This is a genomic window from Longimicrobiales bacterium (assembly GCA_029245345.1).
GTDB lineage: Bacteria > Gemmatimonadota > Gemmatimonadetes > Longimicrobiales > Gaopeijiaceae > CALFPJ01.
Window position 1 is genome coordinate 1 of sequence record JAQWPM010000009.1, and the last position, 19145, is coordinate 19145.

At 61.1% G+C, this 19145-nt stretch carries 17 protein-coding genes and 1 tRNA gene; 4 read left to right on the forward strand and 14 right to left on the reverse strand.

The window, feature by feature from the left end; all coding sequences use genetic code 11:
• Nucleotides 1-660 precede the first annotated feature (660 nt).
• Nucleotides 661-1395 carry a hypothetical protein gene (locus tag P8L30_02255; protein ID MDG2239006.1) on the reverse strand — a complete coding sequence of 245 codons (735 nt, stop codon included), beginning with the start codon at nucleotides 1393-1395 and terminating at the stop codon, nucleotides 661-663.
• Nucleotides 1396-1517: 122 nt separating this feature from the next.
• On the opposite strand from P8L30_02255, the gene P8L30_02260 reads away from it, so the two are divergent.
• Both P8L30_02260 and P8L30_02265 read left to right on the forward strand, forming a co-directional pair.
• Nucleotides 1518-1775 (forward strand): hypothetical protein, encoded by a 258-nt coding sequence (locus P8L30_02260; GenBank protein MDG2239007.1) that lies wholly within the window; start codon nucleotides 1518-1520, stop codon nucleotides 1773-1775.
• Between the two features lie 67 nt (nucleotides 1776-1842).
• Nucleotides 1843-4449, forward strand: a complete 2607-nt coding sequence (locus tag P8L30_02265; protein ID MDG2239008.1) for a M14 family zinc carboxypeptidase — start codon at nucleotides 1843-1845, stop codon at nucleotides 4447-4449.
• A 14-nt stretch (nucleotides 4450-4463) separates the two neighbouring features.
• On the opposite strand, the gene P8L30_02270 is transcribed toward P8L30_02265, so the two are convergent.
• From P8L30_02270 to P8L30_02310, 9 genes are all read right to left on the reverse strand, one after another.
• Entirely contained in the window at nucleotides 4464-4964 is a 501-nt protein-coding gene (locus P8L30_02270) for a hypothetical protein (GenBank protein ID MDG2239009.1), read from the reverse strand.
• Nucleotides 4965-5043: 79 nt separating this feature from the next.
• Nucleotides 5044-5658 (reverse strand): VTT domain-containing protein, encoded by a 615-nt coding sequence (locus P8L30_02275; protein MDG2239010.1) that lies wholly within the window; start codon nucleotides 5656-5658, stop codon nucleotides 5044-5046.
• Nucleotides 5655-6338 (reverse strand): protein-L-isoaspartate(D-aspartate) O-methyltransferase, encoded by a 684-nt coding sequence (locus P8L30_02280; GenBank protein ID MDG2239011.1) that lies wholly within the window; start codon nucleotides 6336-6338, stop codon nucleotides 5655-5657. Before P8L30_02280 ends, P8L30_02275 begins: the two co-directional genes overlap by 4 nt.
• The gene (gene surE / locus P8L30_02285) at nucleotides 6320-7069 is read right to left on the reverse strand and encodes a 5'/3'-nucleotidase SurE (protein MDG2239012.1); all 750 of its coding nucleotides are present in this window, start codon (nucleotides 7067-7069) and stop codon (nucleotides 6320-6322) included. Before surE ends, P8L30_02280 begins: the two co-directional genes overlap by 19 nt.
• Nucleotides 7070-7078: 9 nt before the next feature.
• Complete coding sequence (locus P8L30_02290) at nucleotides 7079-7543, reverse strand: MerR family transcriptional regulator (protein ID MDG2239013.1); 465 nt, start codon at nucleotides 7541-7543, stop codon at nucleotides 7079-7081.
• Nucleotides 7540-8553: an NAD(P)-dependent glycerol-3-phosphate dehydrogenase gene (locus P8L30_02295; GenBank protein MDG2239014.1), complete on the reverse strand. Its 1014-nt coding sequence runs from the start codon at nucleotides 8551-8553 to the stop codon at nucleotides 7540-7542. Before P8L30_02295 ends, P8L30_02290 begins: the two co-directional genes overlap by 4 nt.
• Nucleotides 8553-9164, reverse strand: a complete 612-nt coding sequence (plsY, locus tag P8L30_02300; protein ID MDG2239015.1) for a glycerol-3-phosphate 1-O-acyltransferase PlsY — start codon at nucleotides 9162-9164, stop codon at nucleotides 8553-8555. The genes P8L30_02295 and plsY overlap by 1 nt, the downstream gene beginning before the upstream one ends.
• 9 nt (nucleotides 9165-9173) lie before the next feature.
• On the reverse strand, nucleotides 9174-10514 hold the full coding sequence (gene der, locus P8L30_02305; protein MDG2239016.1) for a ribosome biogenesis GTPase Der: 1341 nt from the start codon (nucleotides 10512-10514) through the stop codon (nucleotides 9174-9176).
• On the reverse strand, nucleotides 10511-11782 hold the full coding sequence (locus P8L30_02310; protein MDG2239017.1) for a DUF512 domain-containing protein: 1272 nt from the start codon (nucleotides 11780-11782) through the stop codon (nucleotides 10511-10513). Before P8L30_02310 ends, der begins: the two co-directional genes overlap by 4 nt.
• Before the next feature lie 205 nt (nucleotides 11783-11987).
• Here P8L30_02310 and P8L30_02315 point away from each other — a divergent pair, with 205 nt between their 5' ends.
• The gene (locus P8L30_02315; protein MDG2239018.1) at nucleotides 11988-13340 is read left to right on the forward strand and encodes a M23 family metallopeptidase; all 1353 of its coding nucleotides are present in this window, start codon (nucleotides 11988-11990) and stop codon (nucleotides 13338-13340) included.
• 16 nt (nucleotides 13341-13356) lie between these two features.
• Complete coding sequence (locus P8L30_02320; GenBank protein ID MDG2239019.1) at nucleotides 13357-13659, forward strand: DUF2235 domain-containing protein; 303 nt, start codon at nucleotides 13357-13359, stop codon at nucleotides 13657-13659.
• Nucleotides 13660-13752: 93 nt separating this feature from the next.
• Here the strand turns inward: P8L30_02320 and P8L30_02325 are convergent, their stop codons facing one another.
• The 4 genes from P8L30_02325 to P8L30_02340 form a co-directional block, all read right to left on the reverse strand.
• Nucleotides 13753-14745, reverse strand: a complete 993-nt coding sequence (locus tag P8L30_02325) for an alpha/beta hydrolase (protein MDG2239020.1) — start codon at nucleotides 14743-14745, stop codon at nucleotides 13753-13755.
• A 72-nt stretch (nucleotides 14746-14817) separates the two neighbouring features.
• Complete coding sequence (locus tag P8L30_02330) at nucleotides 14818-16995, reverse strand: M28 family peptidase (protein MDG2239021.1); 2178 nt, start codon at nucleotides 16993-16995, stop codon at nucleotides 14818-14820.
• 324 nt (nucleotides 16996-17319) lie between these two features.
• Nucleotides 17320-17392, reverse strand: a tRNA-Gly gene (locus tag P8L30_02335).
• A gap of 148 nt (nucleotides 17393-17540) precedes the next feature.
• Nucleotides 17541-18977, reverse strand: coding sequence for a tetratricopeptide repeat protein (locus P8L30_02340; protein ID MDG2239022.1), 1437 nt, complete (start codon nucleotides 18975-18977; stop codon nucleotides 17541-17543).
• Nucleotides 18978-19145: the final 168 nt, after the last annotated feature.

The window sequence follows — 19145 nt, forward strand, 5'->3', positions numbered from 1 at the left end:
GACCTACTGCTTAGGAGGCAGTCGCTCTATCCACCTGAGCTATGAGGGCGGTGGGTGTTTCAGTGTCCCAAAGATTGTTTGGGCACGTTTTGGGAACACGTCCGAAGTGGTGCTCTAACCGTTTCCGAACACGAGACGGCCTATTGTCGCCAAGGTCCGAACGGAGAGCAATACGCTGAAACAGCAATGGGAACGGACAACCGAAGCGGCTACCTCTCACGGTGCGCTTCGGTCCACTCCCGCGATAAGCGCTGGGCCTCCGCGATTTGGTAGTGGACGTAGCTTCGGGCCAGCCCTACTGCTGCCAAGAAAACATCATAGCCCACCCTTTCCGCCCCAGCAGTTACTGACGCGTGGGCTGATTTGAAGTTTCGAACGAAAGAGACCCGTCCCCGCCATTGGTGGGACCGGGGTTTTTCGGCAAGCAAGACATGTGCGCATCTGGTCGAGCTGGATCGCTGGGCGTGGCTGGGTGCCGGGTGTTCAGGTCCCTCCTCTGCCAAGGGCCTTTTTCGTTCTCTCTTGCAGCCACCTTCCTGACCGACATCTCAGGTAGAAGCCCAACGCCCCCCGATCGATTCGACCGGGGGGCGTTGTTCCAGCGTGACAGGGCTACCGGTAAATGCTGGGAGCCCCCTTTACGTCATGGATGGCCAGTCACTAGTTGATGTTGTCATGCACGGTGTGGCTTCGGAACAGCATGCGGTCACCACAGTTCGTCACGGGTGCATCCTCAGGAGTCCCTGCGGCCCCAGCTGTTCTTGAGTCGAGATAACTGGCCAGCGCGCCTCCGTTTTCTCCAATGATTCTGATGCCGACCCCGGAGTTCATCTCGGCATCGGCTCTCGGCCCCAGCCACCTCTGAGAGAAACCGCGATGGTTTCGATCGCCCTCCGCTCGAGCTCCCGCGTTTATGTTGGCGAGCGTGTTGAAGAGGTCTTCGACCGTGTTTCCAGGTTTCAGTTCGCAGGCTCGGTACGTGGACAGCGTCGAGTCAATCATCCCGCCCTCGTATGGGTTACCCTGATCATCGATCGCCCAGTCTCTCATGAAGCTTCGATTGCCGTCGTCACAGTCTAGCATCTGAGCGAGAAGAACCGACGCATTCGAATCCCTGTCGCGAACATACCTCTCCCAGTGGGCGAGATTCTCCCACCTTACCACTCGCACCACTTGGTTCGGCTCCATTTCGCCGTTCCCGGCGACAGGCACACGGTAACCGATCCATCGAGGCGCGTCCGAGCCGTCGTACGACATTGAGCGCGCCACCTCCAGCACGTCGTCCATCGAATACCCGTGGGCCACGGAGCACCACGTGTTGACGATCAGTGTAGGGGTAGGCATAGACTGTGCGAGTAGCGCCGGGGCGGTCAGCCCCAGCAGTACAATGGTCAAGGTGGCATTCCATCCTGATCGCATGCTATCTCTCCAAAGTATAGGTGTCCGCATGTTCGGCAGCATATCTGCCGTTCTAGGATCGCCGAGTATTCGTCGGAGCTTCTTCGCAGTCAAGCCCCGTGGGTGCTCTCGGTGAAGGGCCGGGCAGGGCTACTGTCGCGGCCCGTGGGACGAAGGACTGCGTCTACTGGAAGGTCGATCTCAGCGCTGATCTCGAAGCCGCGGACGCACCCCAGATCTGGTTCGACATCCCCGCTCGATACGGCGCCTGTGAGGGTGGACTCGACATCGCAAGTGACGGAGTCCTCCTGGCCATAGAGGCATTCGACGAAGACATAATGGCTCCTGACGTTCCCAAGGAAGTCAGGGGGGTCTAGCACCTACTCCGGCAAGGCCTAGCCGGAGTATATTGCCGGCCTCTCGTAACTCATTCGGATGGGTATCATGCTCGGCACTTTCCTGTTGGCCACGGTTCTTCAGTTCGTCCCCCAGTCGCAAGAACTCGCGCCGGGCACACGATACGATCCGTCGATCCCGACGCTCGAATCCGTCGTAGGGCACGACGTCCGGGAGGAGATCACTCCGCCTGACCAGGTCGTACGCTACTTCGAGACTTTAGCCGATGCCGCGGCAGACCGGACGCACCTGATCCGGTACGCGGAGAGCTGGGAAGGACGACCGCTCATCGTCCTGGTAATTGGCTCACCTGAGCGAATTGCGGCCCTCGACGACGTGAAGGCAGGCCTGACCCGACTCGCCCATCCGGCAGGCCTCTCCGACGCGGATGCCGAGGCCCTCATCGCAGAGCTTCCCGTGGTCACAGCGCTGATGCACGGAGTACACGGCAACGAGATCAGCTCGAGCGGTGCGGCGATGGCCGAGGCGTATCACCTGCTGGCTGCAATGGACGATCCGGCGGTCGATCTGATTCTGCAGGAGTCACTAGTCCTTATCGACCCGGTAGAAAATCCGGACGGGCGAGCTCGTTTCGTACAGCAGAACAGGATGGCGAGGGCTCGCTGGCCAAACGAGGCGTCTTATTCGGCCGAGCACGACGAGCCGTGGCCCGGCGGCCGAGTGAACCACTACCTCTTCGACCTGAACCGCGACCTGTTCATCCAGAGTCAGCCGGAAACTCAGGGAAAGGTCGATGTCTTTCTGGCCTATTGGCCGCACATCGTGGCTGACCTGCACGAAATGGGTGGAAACTCCACGTACTTCTTCCCCCCCACTGCCCCACCCTCGAATCCATGGTACGGCGAGCGCCAGGTGGCCCTGATGGACGTGTTCGGCCGGGCCAACGCTACGGCGTTCGACCAGCGCGGCTTCGCGTACTTCAACCGCGACGTGTACGACCTGTTCTATCCGGGCTACGTGGATATGTGGCCCATGAGCCACGGGGCTCTTGGAATGACGTACGAGCAGGCTTCGGCACGCGCACAGGTGCTGCGGCGGTCAGACGGTGATCTGCTCACCTATGGAGACGGCGTCCTGCATCACTTCACCGCGGCGATCACTACTGCCGAGACCTCCGCGAGGAACCGCGAACAGATCCTCCTTGATTACTTGGCATTCCGGCGCGACGGCATTGAGCGGGGACAGGACGGCCCAGCGGAATACGTGCTGCACTCTGCGCACGACCCGGGGATGGCCCGGCGTCTCGCCGCCATGCTCGTGCAGAACGGGATCGATGTCCGAGAGGCAACAGGCCCCGTGACGCTAGACGGACGACAGCTGTCCCCCGAAGGCACGTTCATCGTGCCCATGGCTCAGCCAGCTCACCGTTTCGTCAGGAACCTCCTCGACGCGCACGTCCCCATGGATGACGCGTTCATCCAAAAGCAGATCGATCGTCGGGCGCGCCGCCAATCCGACCAGATATACGACCTGACTGCCTGGAGCCAATCGCTGCTCTGGGACGTCGAGGTCATCGTTGCAGACGATCCAACCGGGGCAGCTGGCGCGGCCTTCGAAGAGACCAGCACACCTTCCAGTGTCGTTCTGCCTGAGGCCGTTGTTGGATACCTCATGCCGTGGGGGACGAGCGCAGCGAGTGCTGTGGCCGAAGCGCTTCGGGACGGCATCCGGGTTCGGGCCGCTGGGGCCAGCTTCACACTTGGCGGACGGGAGTACCCCGTCGGCACGGCGATCGTCCGGACTGCTGAGAACGACTCGGACCTTCGGCAACGTCTCGGTAGCATCGCCGCCTCCCACGGAGCCGAGGTAGTGGCTGTAGATGATTCCTATGTCCAAGAAGGCGCATCGCTTGGCAGCAACAGTGTGAGGGCCCTGAGGGCGCCACGCGTACTCCTGGTCTACGATTCGCCTGGCAGCACCAACTCCGTCGGCTTCGCGAGATACGTCTTAGAGCAGCGCTACGCGCAGCCTACGGTTGCCGTCCGGGCTTCGAGCCTGGGACGTGCAAACCTCTCCGACTACGATGTCATCGTCTTCCCGAGCGGCAACTACTCTGGAGCCGTAGGCGCCGGATTGGTCGCCGAACTGCGGAACTGGATGTCCAACGGCGGAACGATGATCACGATGGCGGGATCGAGCGCTTGGGCAATCCGCGCGGGCCTCCTCTCGACCACGACCGAACGACGAGGAGGACGCGCACAGGGCGAAGACCCACCTAAGGGCAGCACCCCGGATCAGCCCATCGAGTACCTGGAGGAGATCGTACCGGACGACGAGAGCCCTGAATCCGTCCCTGGTGTCATCTTGCGCACCATACTGGACACTGAGCACTGGATGTCTTCCGGGACGGACGGGGAGATCGGTGTTCTTGTCCAAGGCAATCGCGTCTTTACACCAATGACGCTCGACAACGGATCCAACGTTGGCCGCTACGCCGAACTCGACGACCTGGTCCTAAGTGGTGTCGTTTGGGACGAGGCCCGTCCGCAGCTCGCGAGCAAAGCATTCTTGATGATCGAGTCTTATGGCAGCGGACAGATCGTGTCGTTTGCGGAGGACCCAAACTTCCGCGCGTACACGGAGGCCACTCAACTCCTCTTCATGAACGCGGTACTCCTCGGGCCGGGACGGTAGGGCCGAGCGACCTCCTAGAAATCCGCCCCTGAGGCATCGTCCTCAACCCGACGCCCGGCCAGGTAGCCGACACAGTATCCGCGCAGGGTCGTTTCGAACTTGTCCATATCCGGCGACGACCTGAGCCCTGCCTCTCCCTTGCCCTTCAAGGCCTCGGCGAGCTTCCCGACCTTTTGGGCGAGATCCATGACATAAGGGTCTCCTCCCATGACGAGTTCTTCCGGCTCTATATGCTCGTCGTCACCCATTCCGGTTACGACACCGCCCGCCGATTCGAATTCAGGAAGTCCTGACTCGTCTTCGACCGGATCACGATGAGGAATGGGCTCATCGGGGGAGATGAACGCGTCATCTACTTGATCGTGGCGCTCTGGCATGGGCTCGTCCGGGGAAATAAAGCCTTCGCCCAGCGCATCAGCAGACGACTGATTCCAGTCGTTGTCCCTCGCTTGCTTGCGGGACCCCGGCGGAAACGCCGGCGGCGGAAGCCTGCTCCCCATACTCTTGTCGCTCATTCGCTCGACCCCCATCAAGGGATACCACAGTTGTGCCCTCCGAATATACGGCCGGGGCGCGCGGCAAACAGGGTTTGGCCTAGAGCACCATCTTGATCAAGACGAAGCCAGCCACCAGTAACACGCCAAAGACCGTCACAAGCCAATTGAAATAACGATCAATGAACCCAGCGATCGGCGTCCCGAACTTGTAGATCAGCGCAGCCAGAATGAAGAAGCGCAGGCCACGGCTCAGTACCGAGGCGATCAAGAAGATCCCGAAGTTGATCGAGAAGACACCAGCAGACAGCGTGAAGACCTTGTACGGGATCGGTGTTAATCCAGCGAAGAAAATCGCCCAGAAATCCCAACGGTCATAAAGCGCTTGGACACGGTCAAACGCATGCGAACTCACCCCGGGCACGTATTGGAAAAAGAACGGCTCGAGAACCTGCCAACCTCCTGCCCCGATGCCGTACCCGATCACACCTCCGATCACCGACGCCGCTGTCGCAATCGCAGCGAAACGCAGGGACTTCGTGGCCGCGCCTAGACACAGCGCAATGAGGAGCGGATCTGGCGGAATCGGGAAAAACGACGATTCGGCCATCGCAAGTAGGAACAACGCCCCTACCCCGTAGGGAGTCTCAGCCCAGTGCAACACCCAGTCGTACAGGCGCCGGACTAGGCCCGGACGCGTAGCGTCTTCGCTCACCCCGCCTCCGACTTCCAAGCGAATTGCCCCAACAAGGGCACAAATGTGACCGTATCCTTTACGACGTCTTCCGTCACGAGAAAGCCCGTCTTCTGCACATGGACAAGTTCTTGGCCGTCCCGAGAGCCGACGGGAATGAGCATGCGCCCGCCGTCTGCGAGTTGATCCACCAGCGCGCCAGGGATCGATGGCCCACCGGCCGACACAACGATGACGTCGAATGGCTGATACTTCCGCCAACCAATCGTCCCGTCTCCGACGAGGAGCGCGACGTTCTGCACGCTCATCACGTCGAGCGCCTTCCGCGCCCGCGAGGACAACTCCCTGATTCGCTCTACCGAATAGACCCGGTCCGAACAAAGAGCGAGTAGCGCGGTGAGAAATCCGCTTCCGGTTCCGACCTCGAGGACCTTCTCGGTAGCCGTCGGCTTCAGCAGTGACAGGTAGTACGCCTGTAGGGACGGCTGCGATGCAGTCTGTCCGAACCCGATGGGGATCGGCGCGTCTTCATACGCCCGCGGCCAAACACCCTCCGGCAAGAACACGTGCCTGGGCACCATATCGAAGTACTGAAGCGTCTCGAGATCGTCGATGCCGCGCGCACGAATATCTTCGATCAGCTTCCGTCGATATCCGACGAAGCGATGGTCATCGATCGGGTCTATAGATCGAGGTTCCAAGCGCGGATCTCCTCGAGAAGCTTGTAGTTGGTTAGGTCCAAGTGCAGTGGCGTGACTGAAACATAGCCGTCTTCCACCGCTTGAAAGTCAGAGTCGGCATCCCCTCTCCAGATGACATCCCCACCACCGATCCAGAAGTACTCTTTGCCGCTCGGATCGTTGGCACGCGTGATGGAATCCGCATATCGGCGTCGGCCGAGCGAAGTCACCTTCATCCCCTTTACCTCGGATGGGTCAACACTCGGCAGGTTCACGTTGAAGAGCGTGTCTTCCGGGAATCGGTCCTGACGGAGAATCGACTCCAGCACGGAGCGGACCACCGGCTCCCAGCCGGCCAACTCCTCGTGCTTGCGGCCCACGTAAGAGAGAGCGATCGCGGGGATCCCGATCACGGTCGCCTCCATGGCCGCGGCCACGGTGCCCGAATAGAGCACGTCTTCGCCCAAGTTCGGGCCATGGTTCACGCCCGATACACAGACGTCCGGGCGGTCCTCGAGGAGTTCGTTCACAGCGAGAATCACACAGTCGGTCGGCGTACCGTCTACGACATAGGCGCCGTCAGGAGTGCGCCGCGCGCGCAGCGGGTTGTGCAGGGTGAGCGAATGGCTCGTGGCGCTTTGCTCACGATCGGGAGCCACGACGGTCACGACTCCGAGCGACGATGCAGCCGACGCGAGGACACCGATGCCGGTGGCGAGGTACCCGTCGTCGTTCGTGCAGAGGATCTTCATGGACACGGATTATTCGTCTTCGAGGACGGAACCCGGTGTGAGCACGTTCTTCAGCGCCTCCAACTCGGACTTCATACTCAAGAGGAACTCGGGCCGGAGGACCTCTTGGCGCTCTTCGGCCAGCTCGCCGGACTTCCGCATCTCGATCAGTCGCTTGTTCGCACCTTCGATCGTGTACTTCTCGTCGTAGAGAAGGTGCTTCACGAGGAGAATCACCTCGATGTCTTTCGATCGATATACGCGATTGCCGGCCCTGTTCTTGGTCGGATTCAGGACGTCGAACTGAGACTCCCAATACCGGAGCACGTGGGGCTTGAGCCCCGAAAGGCCACAGACTTCTCCGATCGAGTAGTACACCTTCTTCGCGATCAACTCGTTCATCACGACTCCTCTGGGGCTACGCCAACGGATCTTCTTCATCTGTGGATCCCACGCCGCAATCACTGGGCGTAGGGACTGTTCTTGTTCACTCATGACCACTTTTCCGGTCTCGGCGCTCGAAGCATCAGGTCCGTAAGCGCCTCCGCGGGGCTCTTTCCTTCGTGTACGATCTGGTAGACCTGCTCCGCGATCGGCATCTCAACGCCGTGCTGCTTGGACAGGTCATGTACCGCCTCGGCTGCCTTCAGGCCCTCGGCCACCGCGGTCATGTCACCGAGGATCGCTTCCAAGGGCTCTCCCTGGCCGAGCCGGAACCCAACGGTACGATTTCGGCTCAGGGATCCGGTGCACGTCAGCACTAGATCCCCCATTCCGGCCAGTCCTGAGAAAGTACTCACCTCAGCGCCCATAGCGACCCCGAGTCGAGTCGTCTCGGCGAGTCCTCTCGTGATCAGGGCAGCCATCGTGTTGTGGCCGTACCCCAAGCCCGCTGTAATGCCCGCTGCGACCGCCATCACGTTCTTCAGCGCACCACCCAACTCAACGCCGACGACGTCTGTGTTGGTGTATACCCGAAAATACGGGGTCTGGAACGCCAACTGAGCGACCGCGGCTGCCTCTGCACTGCGACCAGCAATGACAACGGCGGTTGGCGACTCGGATACCACCTCTGTGGCAAAACTCGGACCGGAGAGCACACAGAAGCGATCCATGACTTGAGCAGGGAGAATCTCATCCAACACTTGGTCCATCCTCAGGAGCGTCGACAACTCGATGCCCTTTGAAGCGCTGACCACAAGTGCCTCGTCCGACATGTACTTCGCTGCCCCCGTCATGACATCTCGGACGAAATGAGACGGGCTAACCGAGAGAACGAGCGTCGCCCCGTCCATGGCCTTGGCGAGGTCGGTGGTCGCTCGAAGGGTCTCGGGAAGCACCGCCTGGCCGAGGTAGGGATTGATGTGCTCGGTATTGATGGCTTCAGCCACACCAGCCTCGTACGACCACATCGTTACATCGTGCCCGCACTTGGAGAGCAGCGCTGCGAGTGCGGTCCCCCAGGCTCCAGCCCCCAGAACCGCAACCTTATGCAGGCTACTCATTAGTCTGCACCTGCCGCTTTCTTTGAACCAAATCGATTCTCCGTGCCTTTGAAGAGGCGTTTCACGTTCGATCTGTGCGCCCAGATCACGAAGAGTCCCAGCGCGGCCGTGAACCACAGCACGGAAACACCGCCTCGGTGTGGTACAAGCGCCACAAAAATCGGAAGGGTCGCGGCTGCACCGATGCTGCCGAGGGACACATACCCGGTCGGAATCGTCAGGAGAATCCACACGACGAACGATCCAAGCACAGCCCAGGGCGCGATTGCCAAGAAGACGCCAGCGCTCGCGGCGACTCCCTTCCCTCCCTTGAATCCGACCCACATCGAGAAGATGTGCCCGAAGATCGCGGCGGTCCCGAAAGCGAGTGTCCAGTTGAACCCAACACCAGCGATGTCCGCGAAGAACCAAACCGGGACGAACCCCTTAGCCACATCGACGATTACCACCGGAAGCGCCCATCTCGCGCCCATCACGCGGAACGCGTTGGTCGCGCCGAGATTGCCCGAGCCCTTTTCGCGCAGATCAATGCCGTGGAACGCCCGCCCGACCCAATAGCTGGTCGGCGTGGCGCCGAGCAGGTAGGAGAGGGCTAGGAGCGCATAGGTCATCAAATCTGTCTATTCCTTGTCGTGGCGGTCCTTACCGGCGCGGGGACGCAAGCGGATCGGGGTCCCCATGAACGACCAAGCGTGCCGGAACCCGCTTTGAAGGAAGCGAATGTAGCTGTCTGGCAACGCCTTCGGGTAGTTCGTGAAAATCGCGAAGGTCGGCGGACGAACAGTCACCTGCGTACCGTACTTGATCTTCACCCGATGCCCACGGTGAAGCGGCGGCGGCTGACGGAACAGGAGCTTCTCGAGCACCCGGTTCACTTCGGACGTGTCAATCCTCCGATGCCGCTCCTCGTGCACCTCGAGAATCATGTCGAGACACTTCCTGACGCGCTGCCCAGAAAGCGCCGACACGAACACGATCGGAACCCATTTGAGGAAGGGAACTCGCGCCTGGATCTTCTTCGAGAAATCGATCGACGTCATCGTGTCCTTCTCCACAAGATCCCACTTGTTTGCCAAGAGGATCACCGCTTTCCCAGCCTCCCACGCGGTCCGAATGATCTTGACGTCCTGGGCGTGTAGTTCCTCGTCACTGGAGTCGATCAACACGACGCACACATCAGACCCGTACACCACGCGCTCGGTCCGGATGGTCGAGTAGTACTCGACGTTGTCCTTCACCTTGGACTGTCGCCGAAGACCCGCCGTATCCACGAAGACCATGTTCTTACCGTGGTATTTGAACGGCGTATCGATCGGGTCCCGCGTGGTGCCGGCCACCTCGGACACGACGACCCGTTCTTCCCCGATGAGCCGATTCACAAAACTCGACTTCCCAACGTTCGGCTTCCCGACCACCGCGACACGGATCGTGTCTTCCTCGTAAACCTCAGCGGCTCCCTCAGGGATGGCCTCGAGCACCAAGTCCAGCAGATCTCCAGACCCCTTACCAGACAGGGCGCTCACCGGAATCGGCTCACCGATCCCGAGCGACCAGAACTCCTGGTGGTCCTGGTTGTAGGGGAGGTTGTCCGCCTTGTTGGCCACGAGCAGAACGGGCGTCTGTGTCTTGCGCAGGACCTCGGCCAGCTTTTGGTCGAGCGGCTGCACGCCTTCTTTCGTATCGACCAAGAAAAGGATCACGTCGGCTTCAGCCACCGCCAGCATCGCCTGCTGGCGGATCGCCTTGTCCATGGTCTCGTCACTGTCTTCCACAATCCCGCCGGTGTCGACAATGAAGAAGTGATGCCCGGCCCAGTCGGCCTTGGAGAAGTTCCGGTCGCGCGTGACACCAGGCTGATCGTCCACGATCGCAACCCGCGATCCAACCACCCGATTGAAGAAAGTCGATTTGCCCACATTAGGGCGACCAACAACTGCGATTACAGGGAGCCGCTCGCTCATGACGCGCCTAATGCCTCGGTGATTTCGTATCCGGGGATGACATGCGCCGGCCCCATCGCTGCCTTAAAGTCCAACATGGTCACATTGTCGATGAAGGCATTGTCGGCGTTTAATGCTTCGGCGGGCAGGACCACGACGTCACCCTCGTTCGAGTCTCCGAGCGCGCCGAGGATATCCTGGCCTCCCAGCAGTCCTGCGATCGACACGCTCTCTCCGAAATAGTCGTTCCGTACCACGACCACTTCCACCTCGGCCCCGGTTGCCTCCGCCAGCGCCACGGAACGTTCCTGAATGAACGGCGCCATCGATCGCCCCGTTACCAGCCGAATCCTCTTCCCGGCATAGCTGGGCACGTTCGGGAGTCCGGCGGCGAATCGGTCGACGAAGTGGCGAACCGCACCAACCCCGTTCTCATAGAGCGCACCGTCATCGTAGTACTTCACGTCGGGAATGGTGCGACCCGCAATGAGGTACATCTCATCTGCGGAATAGCACCAACCCGAGTCTCTCTCACTGAAGCCGCGCTCGCGAGCGCGATCGACTTGGTCGATCGACTGCCCTGCTTCCTCCGCCGTCAGATGTCGGACCGGCCGATTCACGTTGTACTTCGTGAGACCCACGGGGACGACGGAAAGTGAAGTAATCGCTTCACCGAGGCCCCAGAGGTCTTCGATCGTACGATCGAGATGATCTCCGTTATTCCACTCCGGACATAGAACGATCTGAGTGTGAACCTCCAAGCCGCCAGCAATCAGTTGGCGTAGCTGTTCCATGATCAGTCCGGCACGCTGGTTGACGAGCAAGCGTTCTCGGACCTCGGGCTCAGTCGCGTGCACGCTGACATAGAGCGGGGAGAGCTGCTGGTCGATCAGCCGCTGGAGTCCCTTCGGCCCAAGATTCGTGAGTGTGACGTAACTGCCATAGGTGAACGACAACCTGAAATCGTCGTCACGAAGCCACAGCGTGGGCCGTGCGTCCTTCGGATTCCCATCGATGAAGCAGAAGACACACTTGTTGGCACACTCGCGAATCGCATCAGGAGCCGGGACGATTCCCATGGGGGAGCCCGGGTCCCGCTCGATGTCGTAGATCACGGTCTCTCCCTCCGGGGAGAGAGTCTCCATTTCGAAATCAGTGTCCGAGAGAAGGAACGTCAGATCAATGCCGTCACGTACCCGCTCGCCATTAATGCGAACAATACGCGTGCCGATCTCGAGACTGAGCTCGTCGGCAATACTGCCAGCTTCGATTTCGGCGATTCGTACCACGATTGGGCACTCTCAGGGGAGAAATATTTGGCGCATACGGCGGGCCGGAAACCTAACCGAGCCCAGTACGCCCTACAATTTCCGCCTTGACCACCTACGCAGGGTCTCGTCAGCTTCGGGGCGGAGCAATGCGGAGCGATCCCACATAGAGGGAACGGATGCACGAACAAGACCGATGGTATTCGGGGGGGTGGTGACGAGGCCGATGCGTGGACGGATCGCGAGGGCGACTGCCGCCCTATTGGCGCTGACCTATGTGGCGGCGTGTGAAGAGGTCGAGCAGGTACAAGACCGCTTCCGCGAGCATACGCCGCATGAGGAATATCGGGCGTCGCTCGCCGACGCTGGGCTCGACCAATCCGCCTTAGGGCGCGACTGGGTCCTGGCGGGTCGCCAATCCATCGAAGATGCTGCGGTGGTGTCTCTTCCCTTCCAGGAAGAGGGCTTCATCACCGCCGAAGAACCGGGCGCGATGGCGTACCGGATCACGATCGGGCATGGCCAGAAGCTGTCGGTGGAAGTGGCCCTGTCGACGGACGAGGAAACTCGGCTCTTTGTCGACTTCTTCCGAGTACCCGAAAACGAGAACGATCCCCTTAGGCCGGTCGTGTCCACAGACTCGATCCCTGGCAGCTTCGTGCACGAGCCGCAGCGCGAGGGGGACTACATCCTACGCATTCAGCCGGAACTCCTGCGGGGCGGTAGCTACAACGTCACCCTGAGGCTGGGCGCTCAGCTGTCCTTCCCCATCGAGGGGTACAACATGCGAGCCGTTCAGAGTCTCTGGGGTGTAGACAGAGACGGAGGCAGAAGGACACACGAAGGAGTAGACATCTTCGCACGCCGAGGAACTCCGGTTCTTGCCGCCTCCGCAGGCGTGGCGAATCGGGTGGCTGTGACCAATCTCGGCGGAAGGGTCGTCTGGGTCCGCGACAACGTACGGAATGCCAACATCTACTACGCCCACTTGGATCAGCAGAACGTGCGGAACGGCCAACAAGTGGAGGTCGGAGACACAATCGGTTTTGTGGGCAATACCGGGAATGCCCGCACAACTCCGCCCCACCTCCATTTTGGGGTATACCGCCGCGGTGAAGGTGCTGTAAACCCGTACCCGTTCATCCTTCCGCCTCGAGGCACTCTCGCCGAATTGACCGCGGATCTCGACCAGCTCGGCGGATGGGTACGTTTGCGAAATGACGGTATCCGGTTGCGCGCCGCCCCAGGGAGCCGAGGCGAGGTAATTCGGGAGCTTGGGCAGTACACACCGCTCCGTGTGTTGGGCGGGTCCGGCGAGTTCTTCCGCGTGCGCCTGCCTGATGGCGAATCCGGCTATGTGGCTGCTCGGCTCACAGAGCCGGCAGACTCACCCCTCATGTCTCAGGTCGCGTCCGCATTGACCCCTGTCTTCCTTATCCCGAACGACACGGCGTTGATCATCGACCAGTTGGGGGCGGGCGCTGAGGTGCCCGTGTTAGGCCGCTATGAGGGATTCCTGTACGTCAGGACACCAGCCGGCCACGTCGGGTGGCTGGGCGCCCAGGATCAACAGCAGTAGATCTCGAAGTCGGCAGTTGACCGCCACGCTTCGTAAGCTGCGCTTTGTGACAGCCTCGTCGGATTCGTCCGAGAGCCTGCAGATCACGACGGCAAGACCACTCGATGGGCGGGTCAATGGCAAGAACATCGTGCTGCGCGCAGACGGAACCGTGAATCTCGGCGGAGACACGCCAGCCAGTAACGTCTACCAGAGGTACAAGGCGATTGATCTGCACGATTGGACCAACCCACAAATCACGTTTTACGCAAACGGTGTCGGCACACCCAAGAACAAGTATTGGCGTGCCGTGTCCGGCGCCGTCGGCTTCGGGTTCTGACAAAACTTTTCGACATCTACGAATTCTTGGCGCGTGAGTATGAGCCCGACGACAAGGTTTTCATCTTCGGGTTCAGCCGCGGGGCGGCGAGCGTTATCGCCCTCGCAGATGTTCGTCGATAAACGCCAGGCTCTGGTCGATGGCATCGGACAACACGTCGAAACCAACGCCACTCAATCCGTGCCCCGCACCCTCCACGGTGACGAGTTGGTGGACGACGCCGTGGCGCAATAACTCGGCGGCGAGACCAGCGGACTCCGCGTACGCCACGTCCTCGTCGTTGGTGCCGTGCACGAGAACGGTCGGCGGGAAGTCGCCATCTACATTGCGCACGGAGGCGAACGAATCGAGCTCACGCTGTTGGGTGAGGGGATCGAGACCGCTGACTTCCTCGAGCCACAAGCCCTGCTGTCGCAGGTAGAGATAGTACGGCCAGCGGCCGTCCATGCCCGGGCCGGTTGCGGTGAGCACCTCGCCGCCAACTGCGGCGAATGCATCGGCTCGATTGACCAACGGCGATGTCGAGCGGTAGAACTCCGACGGCTCGGACTCAAAAGGCGCGTCGGCCGCCCCGTAACCCCAGAACGACGCGATAGCGGTGGGCCGTGGCGTCACACGGAAGCCGCTCAGCAGTGCCAGGTAGCCACCCGCCGAAGCGCCGGCCACTACCAGCTTGTCGGGATCGGAGCCGAAGAGTTCGGGCCCTTCGTGGCGGATCCAGCGGATCGCGTCCTCTACGTCGCCGACGATCTCGGGGAGCTTCACCTCAGGCGCGAGGCGGTGATCGATCGACACCAAGACGTAGCCGCTCGTCTCGGCGAAAGCCTTCATCTGCGGCGGCGTGCCGGATCGGCTGCCGAAGATCAGCGCACCACCGTGGATCCAAAGGATCACCGGACGCGCGGTATCATCGTCGGCCCGGTAAACGTCGGCCTCTATTCGCGTTTCACCCACCACCTTGTAGGTCAGTGTGCGCTGGATGAACTCGGCTTGGGGCAGGGCGGCGATCGACGTCACCGGAGCCACAAGTCCTGCAGCAAGACACAGTGTCAGAAGCAGGGCACTTCGGATTGAGACTCGTTTCATAACCTCCTCCTCGCGACGGCGATCGTTACGCAATTCGAACTCGAGCGCTGGGAACCCGGTTGCCGGTGTCCATCAGATGCTCCCCTCGATCAGGGCGGTGACCCCATCCATGCGGTCCGTCAATCGACGAATCGCCTCTAAATAGCGTGTCTCCCACTCGGGCACGTCAGCGGGATCGTCCGTCTCGATTTCGTAACGCAGACCTGGGAGCATCCACGAGGCGTACCCGCTGAATGGATCGGGGGACACGTACAGCGACCGGCTCCATGGACGATCCTGAAGACCACGGTCATCCAGCCATGCCTTTTCGAGCCCAATGAATGCCGCGTTGATCCGCTCGGCTTCCACCGACGGGACCGGACCCAGGGCGACTCGAGTACTTCGTGCCGCATCGAGAGCGGTCGCGGCGCGTGCCAAGTCCGTAGTCGCCGTGACTAATCGACTCAGATCGACCTCGATCCGCCGGTACTCAGCGACCTCGAGTAGCGTGTTCACATGCATCCGCGTGTCGACGGCATATCGAGTCACGTCGTACGGAAGGAGATCAGCGTTCGCGAGCCGAAGCGACAAGAGGCCGTCTACCGTCGCTACCATGGGGCCGTAAATCCACTCGGGATCTCCGAAGCGTTCGAACCAAGAAAAGTTGTCGTAGTTGGAGTGGGCAACTCCACTGCGTCCCCCTGCCCCCGAGGTGATCCCCGCAGACGGGATGCCAGCATGGGTGTAAAAGGCGATGTGATCCGAGCCTCCGCCGAGGTCCCCGAGGACGGGTGTGCCGCCCTCTGAACGTTCGGCCCACCAGTCGTAAACGCTACGGCCTTCCTTGGGATAGGGAGTGTCGCGGATCGCATCCAAGATCGGCTGCTTTAGCGAGGGAGATGCCGAACCGCCGAAGAAACCACCCGAGACCGCGGCGTCAGCGTTGATGTAGGCGACTGCACCTGTCGTGAGCGGCTCGAGGAACTCTTCGACCCATTCAGTGGAGCCAATGACGCCGTACTCTTCGGCATCCCAGTGCGCGATCAGAATCGAGCGGCGGGGCCGGCACCCCTCTTCTGCTAGCTCTCCGAGTGCCTCGGCGAGCGTGAGAAGCATTGCCGTGCCACCGTTGGGATCGACCGCACCAAAACCCCACGGGTCGTAGTGCGCACCCAGAATCATCCACTCGTCGGGGAAGTCGCTACCCTCGAGCGTCCCCACCACCATCGTGGCCCGAGTCAGCGCCTTTGGCTGGTTTACGCGGACACGGACGGTGAGTTCGTCCCCACCCGTTAGGCGGTAAGGCATGGGCAGGCCACCCTGCCACTCGCCTGGCGCCATTTCGCCCGTCATCCTGGACAGGATCTCGGACGTGGCCGTGTACCCCAACGGAAGCACGGGGATGGTATGCAGCCCCACATCGTCTGGATCGAGTCGATTCACCTGAACGGGGCCATCGACTGGTAACGCAGGTTCGAACGGCGTAAGCGGGTCACCCGTCCAAGCGAGGGTCAGTACCGAGCCACGCTGGATGATCTCGCCATTCAGCATGGGGCCCTGGGGATAGGGATCTTCCTCCACTGCCGGGGCGTCATTGAACATGATGACCCCGGCCGCCCCACGCTCCTCCGCGAAGAGGACTTTGAATCCGCGAAAATTCCCGCCGTAACGTGCAACGACAATCTTCCCCTCGAGTGAGATGCCCATGGAGTCCAAAGCCCTATAGTCGGCTCGGGTTCCGTAGTTCGCGTAGACCACTTCACCGGTCACGTCTCCGCTTCCGGAAAAGGCATTCCACCCGTTCAGCAAGTCGGGGTGCCCGGAGAATCGATCCTCGGGCAAAGCGGGCTCGCGGTTGTTCAGCCGCATCGAGACCGGCGTGACGATCTGGGCTTCGACATCGTCCGTGAGTTGTGGCAGATACACGTCGTACGGATGGTCGCGCACGCTGAGACCGGCGGCCCTCATGACGCGACTCAGATAGTGGCCAACCTCCACCTGTTCGGGGGAGCCAGTCGGATGCGGATTTGCTGTGATGATCCGCAGGTGTTCCCGAAAGGAGTCGCCTGAAGGCAGGCCGACGAACTTCGCCTCGCAATACGATTGTCGCGCTGCGCTCTCGGCAGTGAAGCCGACAGGGGCGCTGATTTCCACCGAATTCTGTGCGGATGCGGCCTGGACCACACCGGGCAAGACACGCGCCGCAGTGAGGGCGAGGAATAGGAAGAGCGAACGCGAAACGAGCGAAGGCATTCGAAGCTGCGACTCCATTGGATTTCCTCTGAGTTTTCTGGCCGGCTTGAAGATGCTCGCCCCACGCAGGGACGAGTAGGGACAACCAGCGTGTGGCACCGAAACGCAGGGTAGGATAGGGTACGCGGGGCAGCAAGAAGTGGGTCGATATCCCGTGGATGACCGGCGCCCCCCTCCCCGCCCGAAACCGCGGCCCTGACACCACCGGAGACATGAGTCCCCTCCGACCAACGAACCCCACCTCCCGGAACAAGGGGATGGTCACGGCCATCGTCTCTGCAGCAAAAACGACGAGAAGCCCCGCAACGCCGAAAGACGTTGCGGGGCTTCCTGTTCCTCAAAAGCGGGAGACCGGGTTCGAACCGGCGACCCTCAGCTTGGGAAGCTGATGCTCTACCAACTGAGCTACTCCCGCGAAGAGTGCAAATCTAGCCGAGGCATCAGGTCGGTCAAGAAAGAGCCCACGTCCCCGGGGCAAACCACCGCAAACCCCTGAACGACGAAGCGGGCGGCCCCCGAAGGAACCGCCCGCCGCGTTGTCAAAACCAGCTTGGCACTGGAAATCAGCCACCCGTGAGGGTGTAGCCGTAACCGCCGACCTGGTCCATCGAGCTGAACTCGACCTGGAAGATCTCGGTCATGTTCTCGCCGGCCACGGAGACCGTGTGGGCGACCGTGCCCATCGCATCACCAGCGGCGGTATAGAACGTGAAGTTGAGCGTGACGTTGGTGCCCTGGGCCAGAGACTTGTTCGTGACCGAGCCACTCAGAATCGCGCCGCCCGCGCCCATGCGGGTGATCTGCATGTCTTTCACATCAACCGTAAGAGCGTCGATCGCCCCAATCATCTCCCGGGCTCCGTCCTCATCTCCGTTGATGTTCAGGGCCTGAGCGGACACCAGATATGCGTTCTGGTTATAAGGATCGAGTTCGATCCACCGGGCTGTAACCTCTGGAATTGCCGCATAGGCAGAGTCCAACTGGAGCGAACGCGCCCACATCTCGATCGCGTCACGATCTTTCGTGTTAATCTCAACCGCACCGGAGAAAGCCGCGATGGCACGCCCGTACTCGCTACCGGTGTAGAAGCCCACTCCGATCGTGTAGAAGTCCGCCGCGTCGAGTCCTGGGCGGGCCAAGATCTCATCATACACGTCGAAGGCTTCAGCCTCATTCCCCATCCGTATGAGGACGCCAGCCAGGTTGCGCATGGCTAGGACGTCATCAGGATTGGCATCGGAGATCGCGCGGAAGCCCACCGCCGCTTCTTCGAAGCGACCCGCGCCGGCAAATACCTGAGCCTTCAGCATCGGGAGATCGGCTGCCTGCTGCGTCCACGTCGCCGCCGTCGCCGAATCCATCTCGTTGATCTTCTCGGAGCCGATGATCGCAAGCGCGCGATCCGCGTTTTCGATGGCAGCGTCATGGTTACCGAGCTGGGCGTGGAGCTGTGCCAGAGTAACCATCGCCTCAGGGCGTTCGTCGTAGATCGCGTTGGCGTCCTCGAAGTGGCCGACCGCGGTCTCGTAGTCACCCCCATTCACCGCAGGGATAGCCAGCCCGTAGAGCTCGATCCACGCGCGCTCGCGGATCCCTATATCCTCGAACTCGTAAATCGGACGTAGGCCGGACGCATGATCAAAATGCGCGCCGGCGGCCGTGTAGTCCTCGAGCGCGAGGTTGATCAGCGCCGCCTGGCGGTGTGCCAGCGGATTGCGACCATCTTCGGCGATCGCGGCCATCGCGGCTTCGAGCGCCTGCTCATAATGCATCCGGGCCTCTGCGGGATCTTCCGCAGCATCGCCGGCGTCAATGTGCCGTTGCGCGGCACGGGTGTTCTCCGTCTGACGAGGGCGCTCACCTTGAGCGAGGGCCTCGCCGCCGGGCACCGAAGGGCGCGCACCCGAGGCCGAATCACCGCTCGCAGCACCACCGCTTGCACAACCGGCGGTACCGAGACCGAGAGCCAACATCAGGACGAGTCCGAAACGGATCTTCATCCGGGGATCCTCCATTGGGGTCAAACACTTCATTGGGTAGACCGAATAAACTAGAAGCGGGCAAAAAGCACGCCAAGGGGGTATCAGCGTTGATTCGAGTAGACAGTTTCCCCTTCAACCCGACTCCTTTGCCCTTGTCGGTGCAAGATACGCTGAAAACCAAGGTTC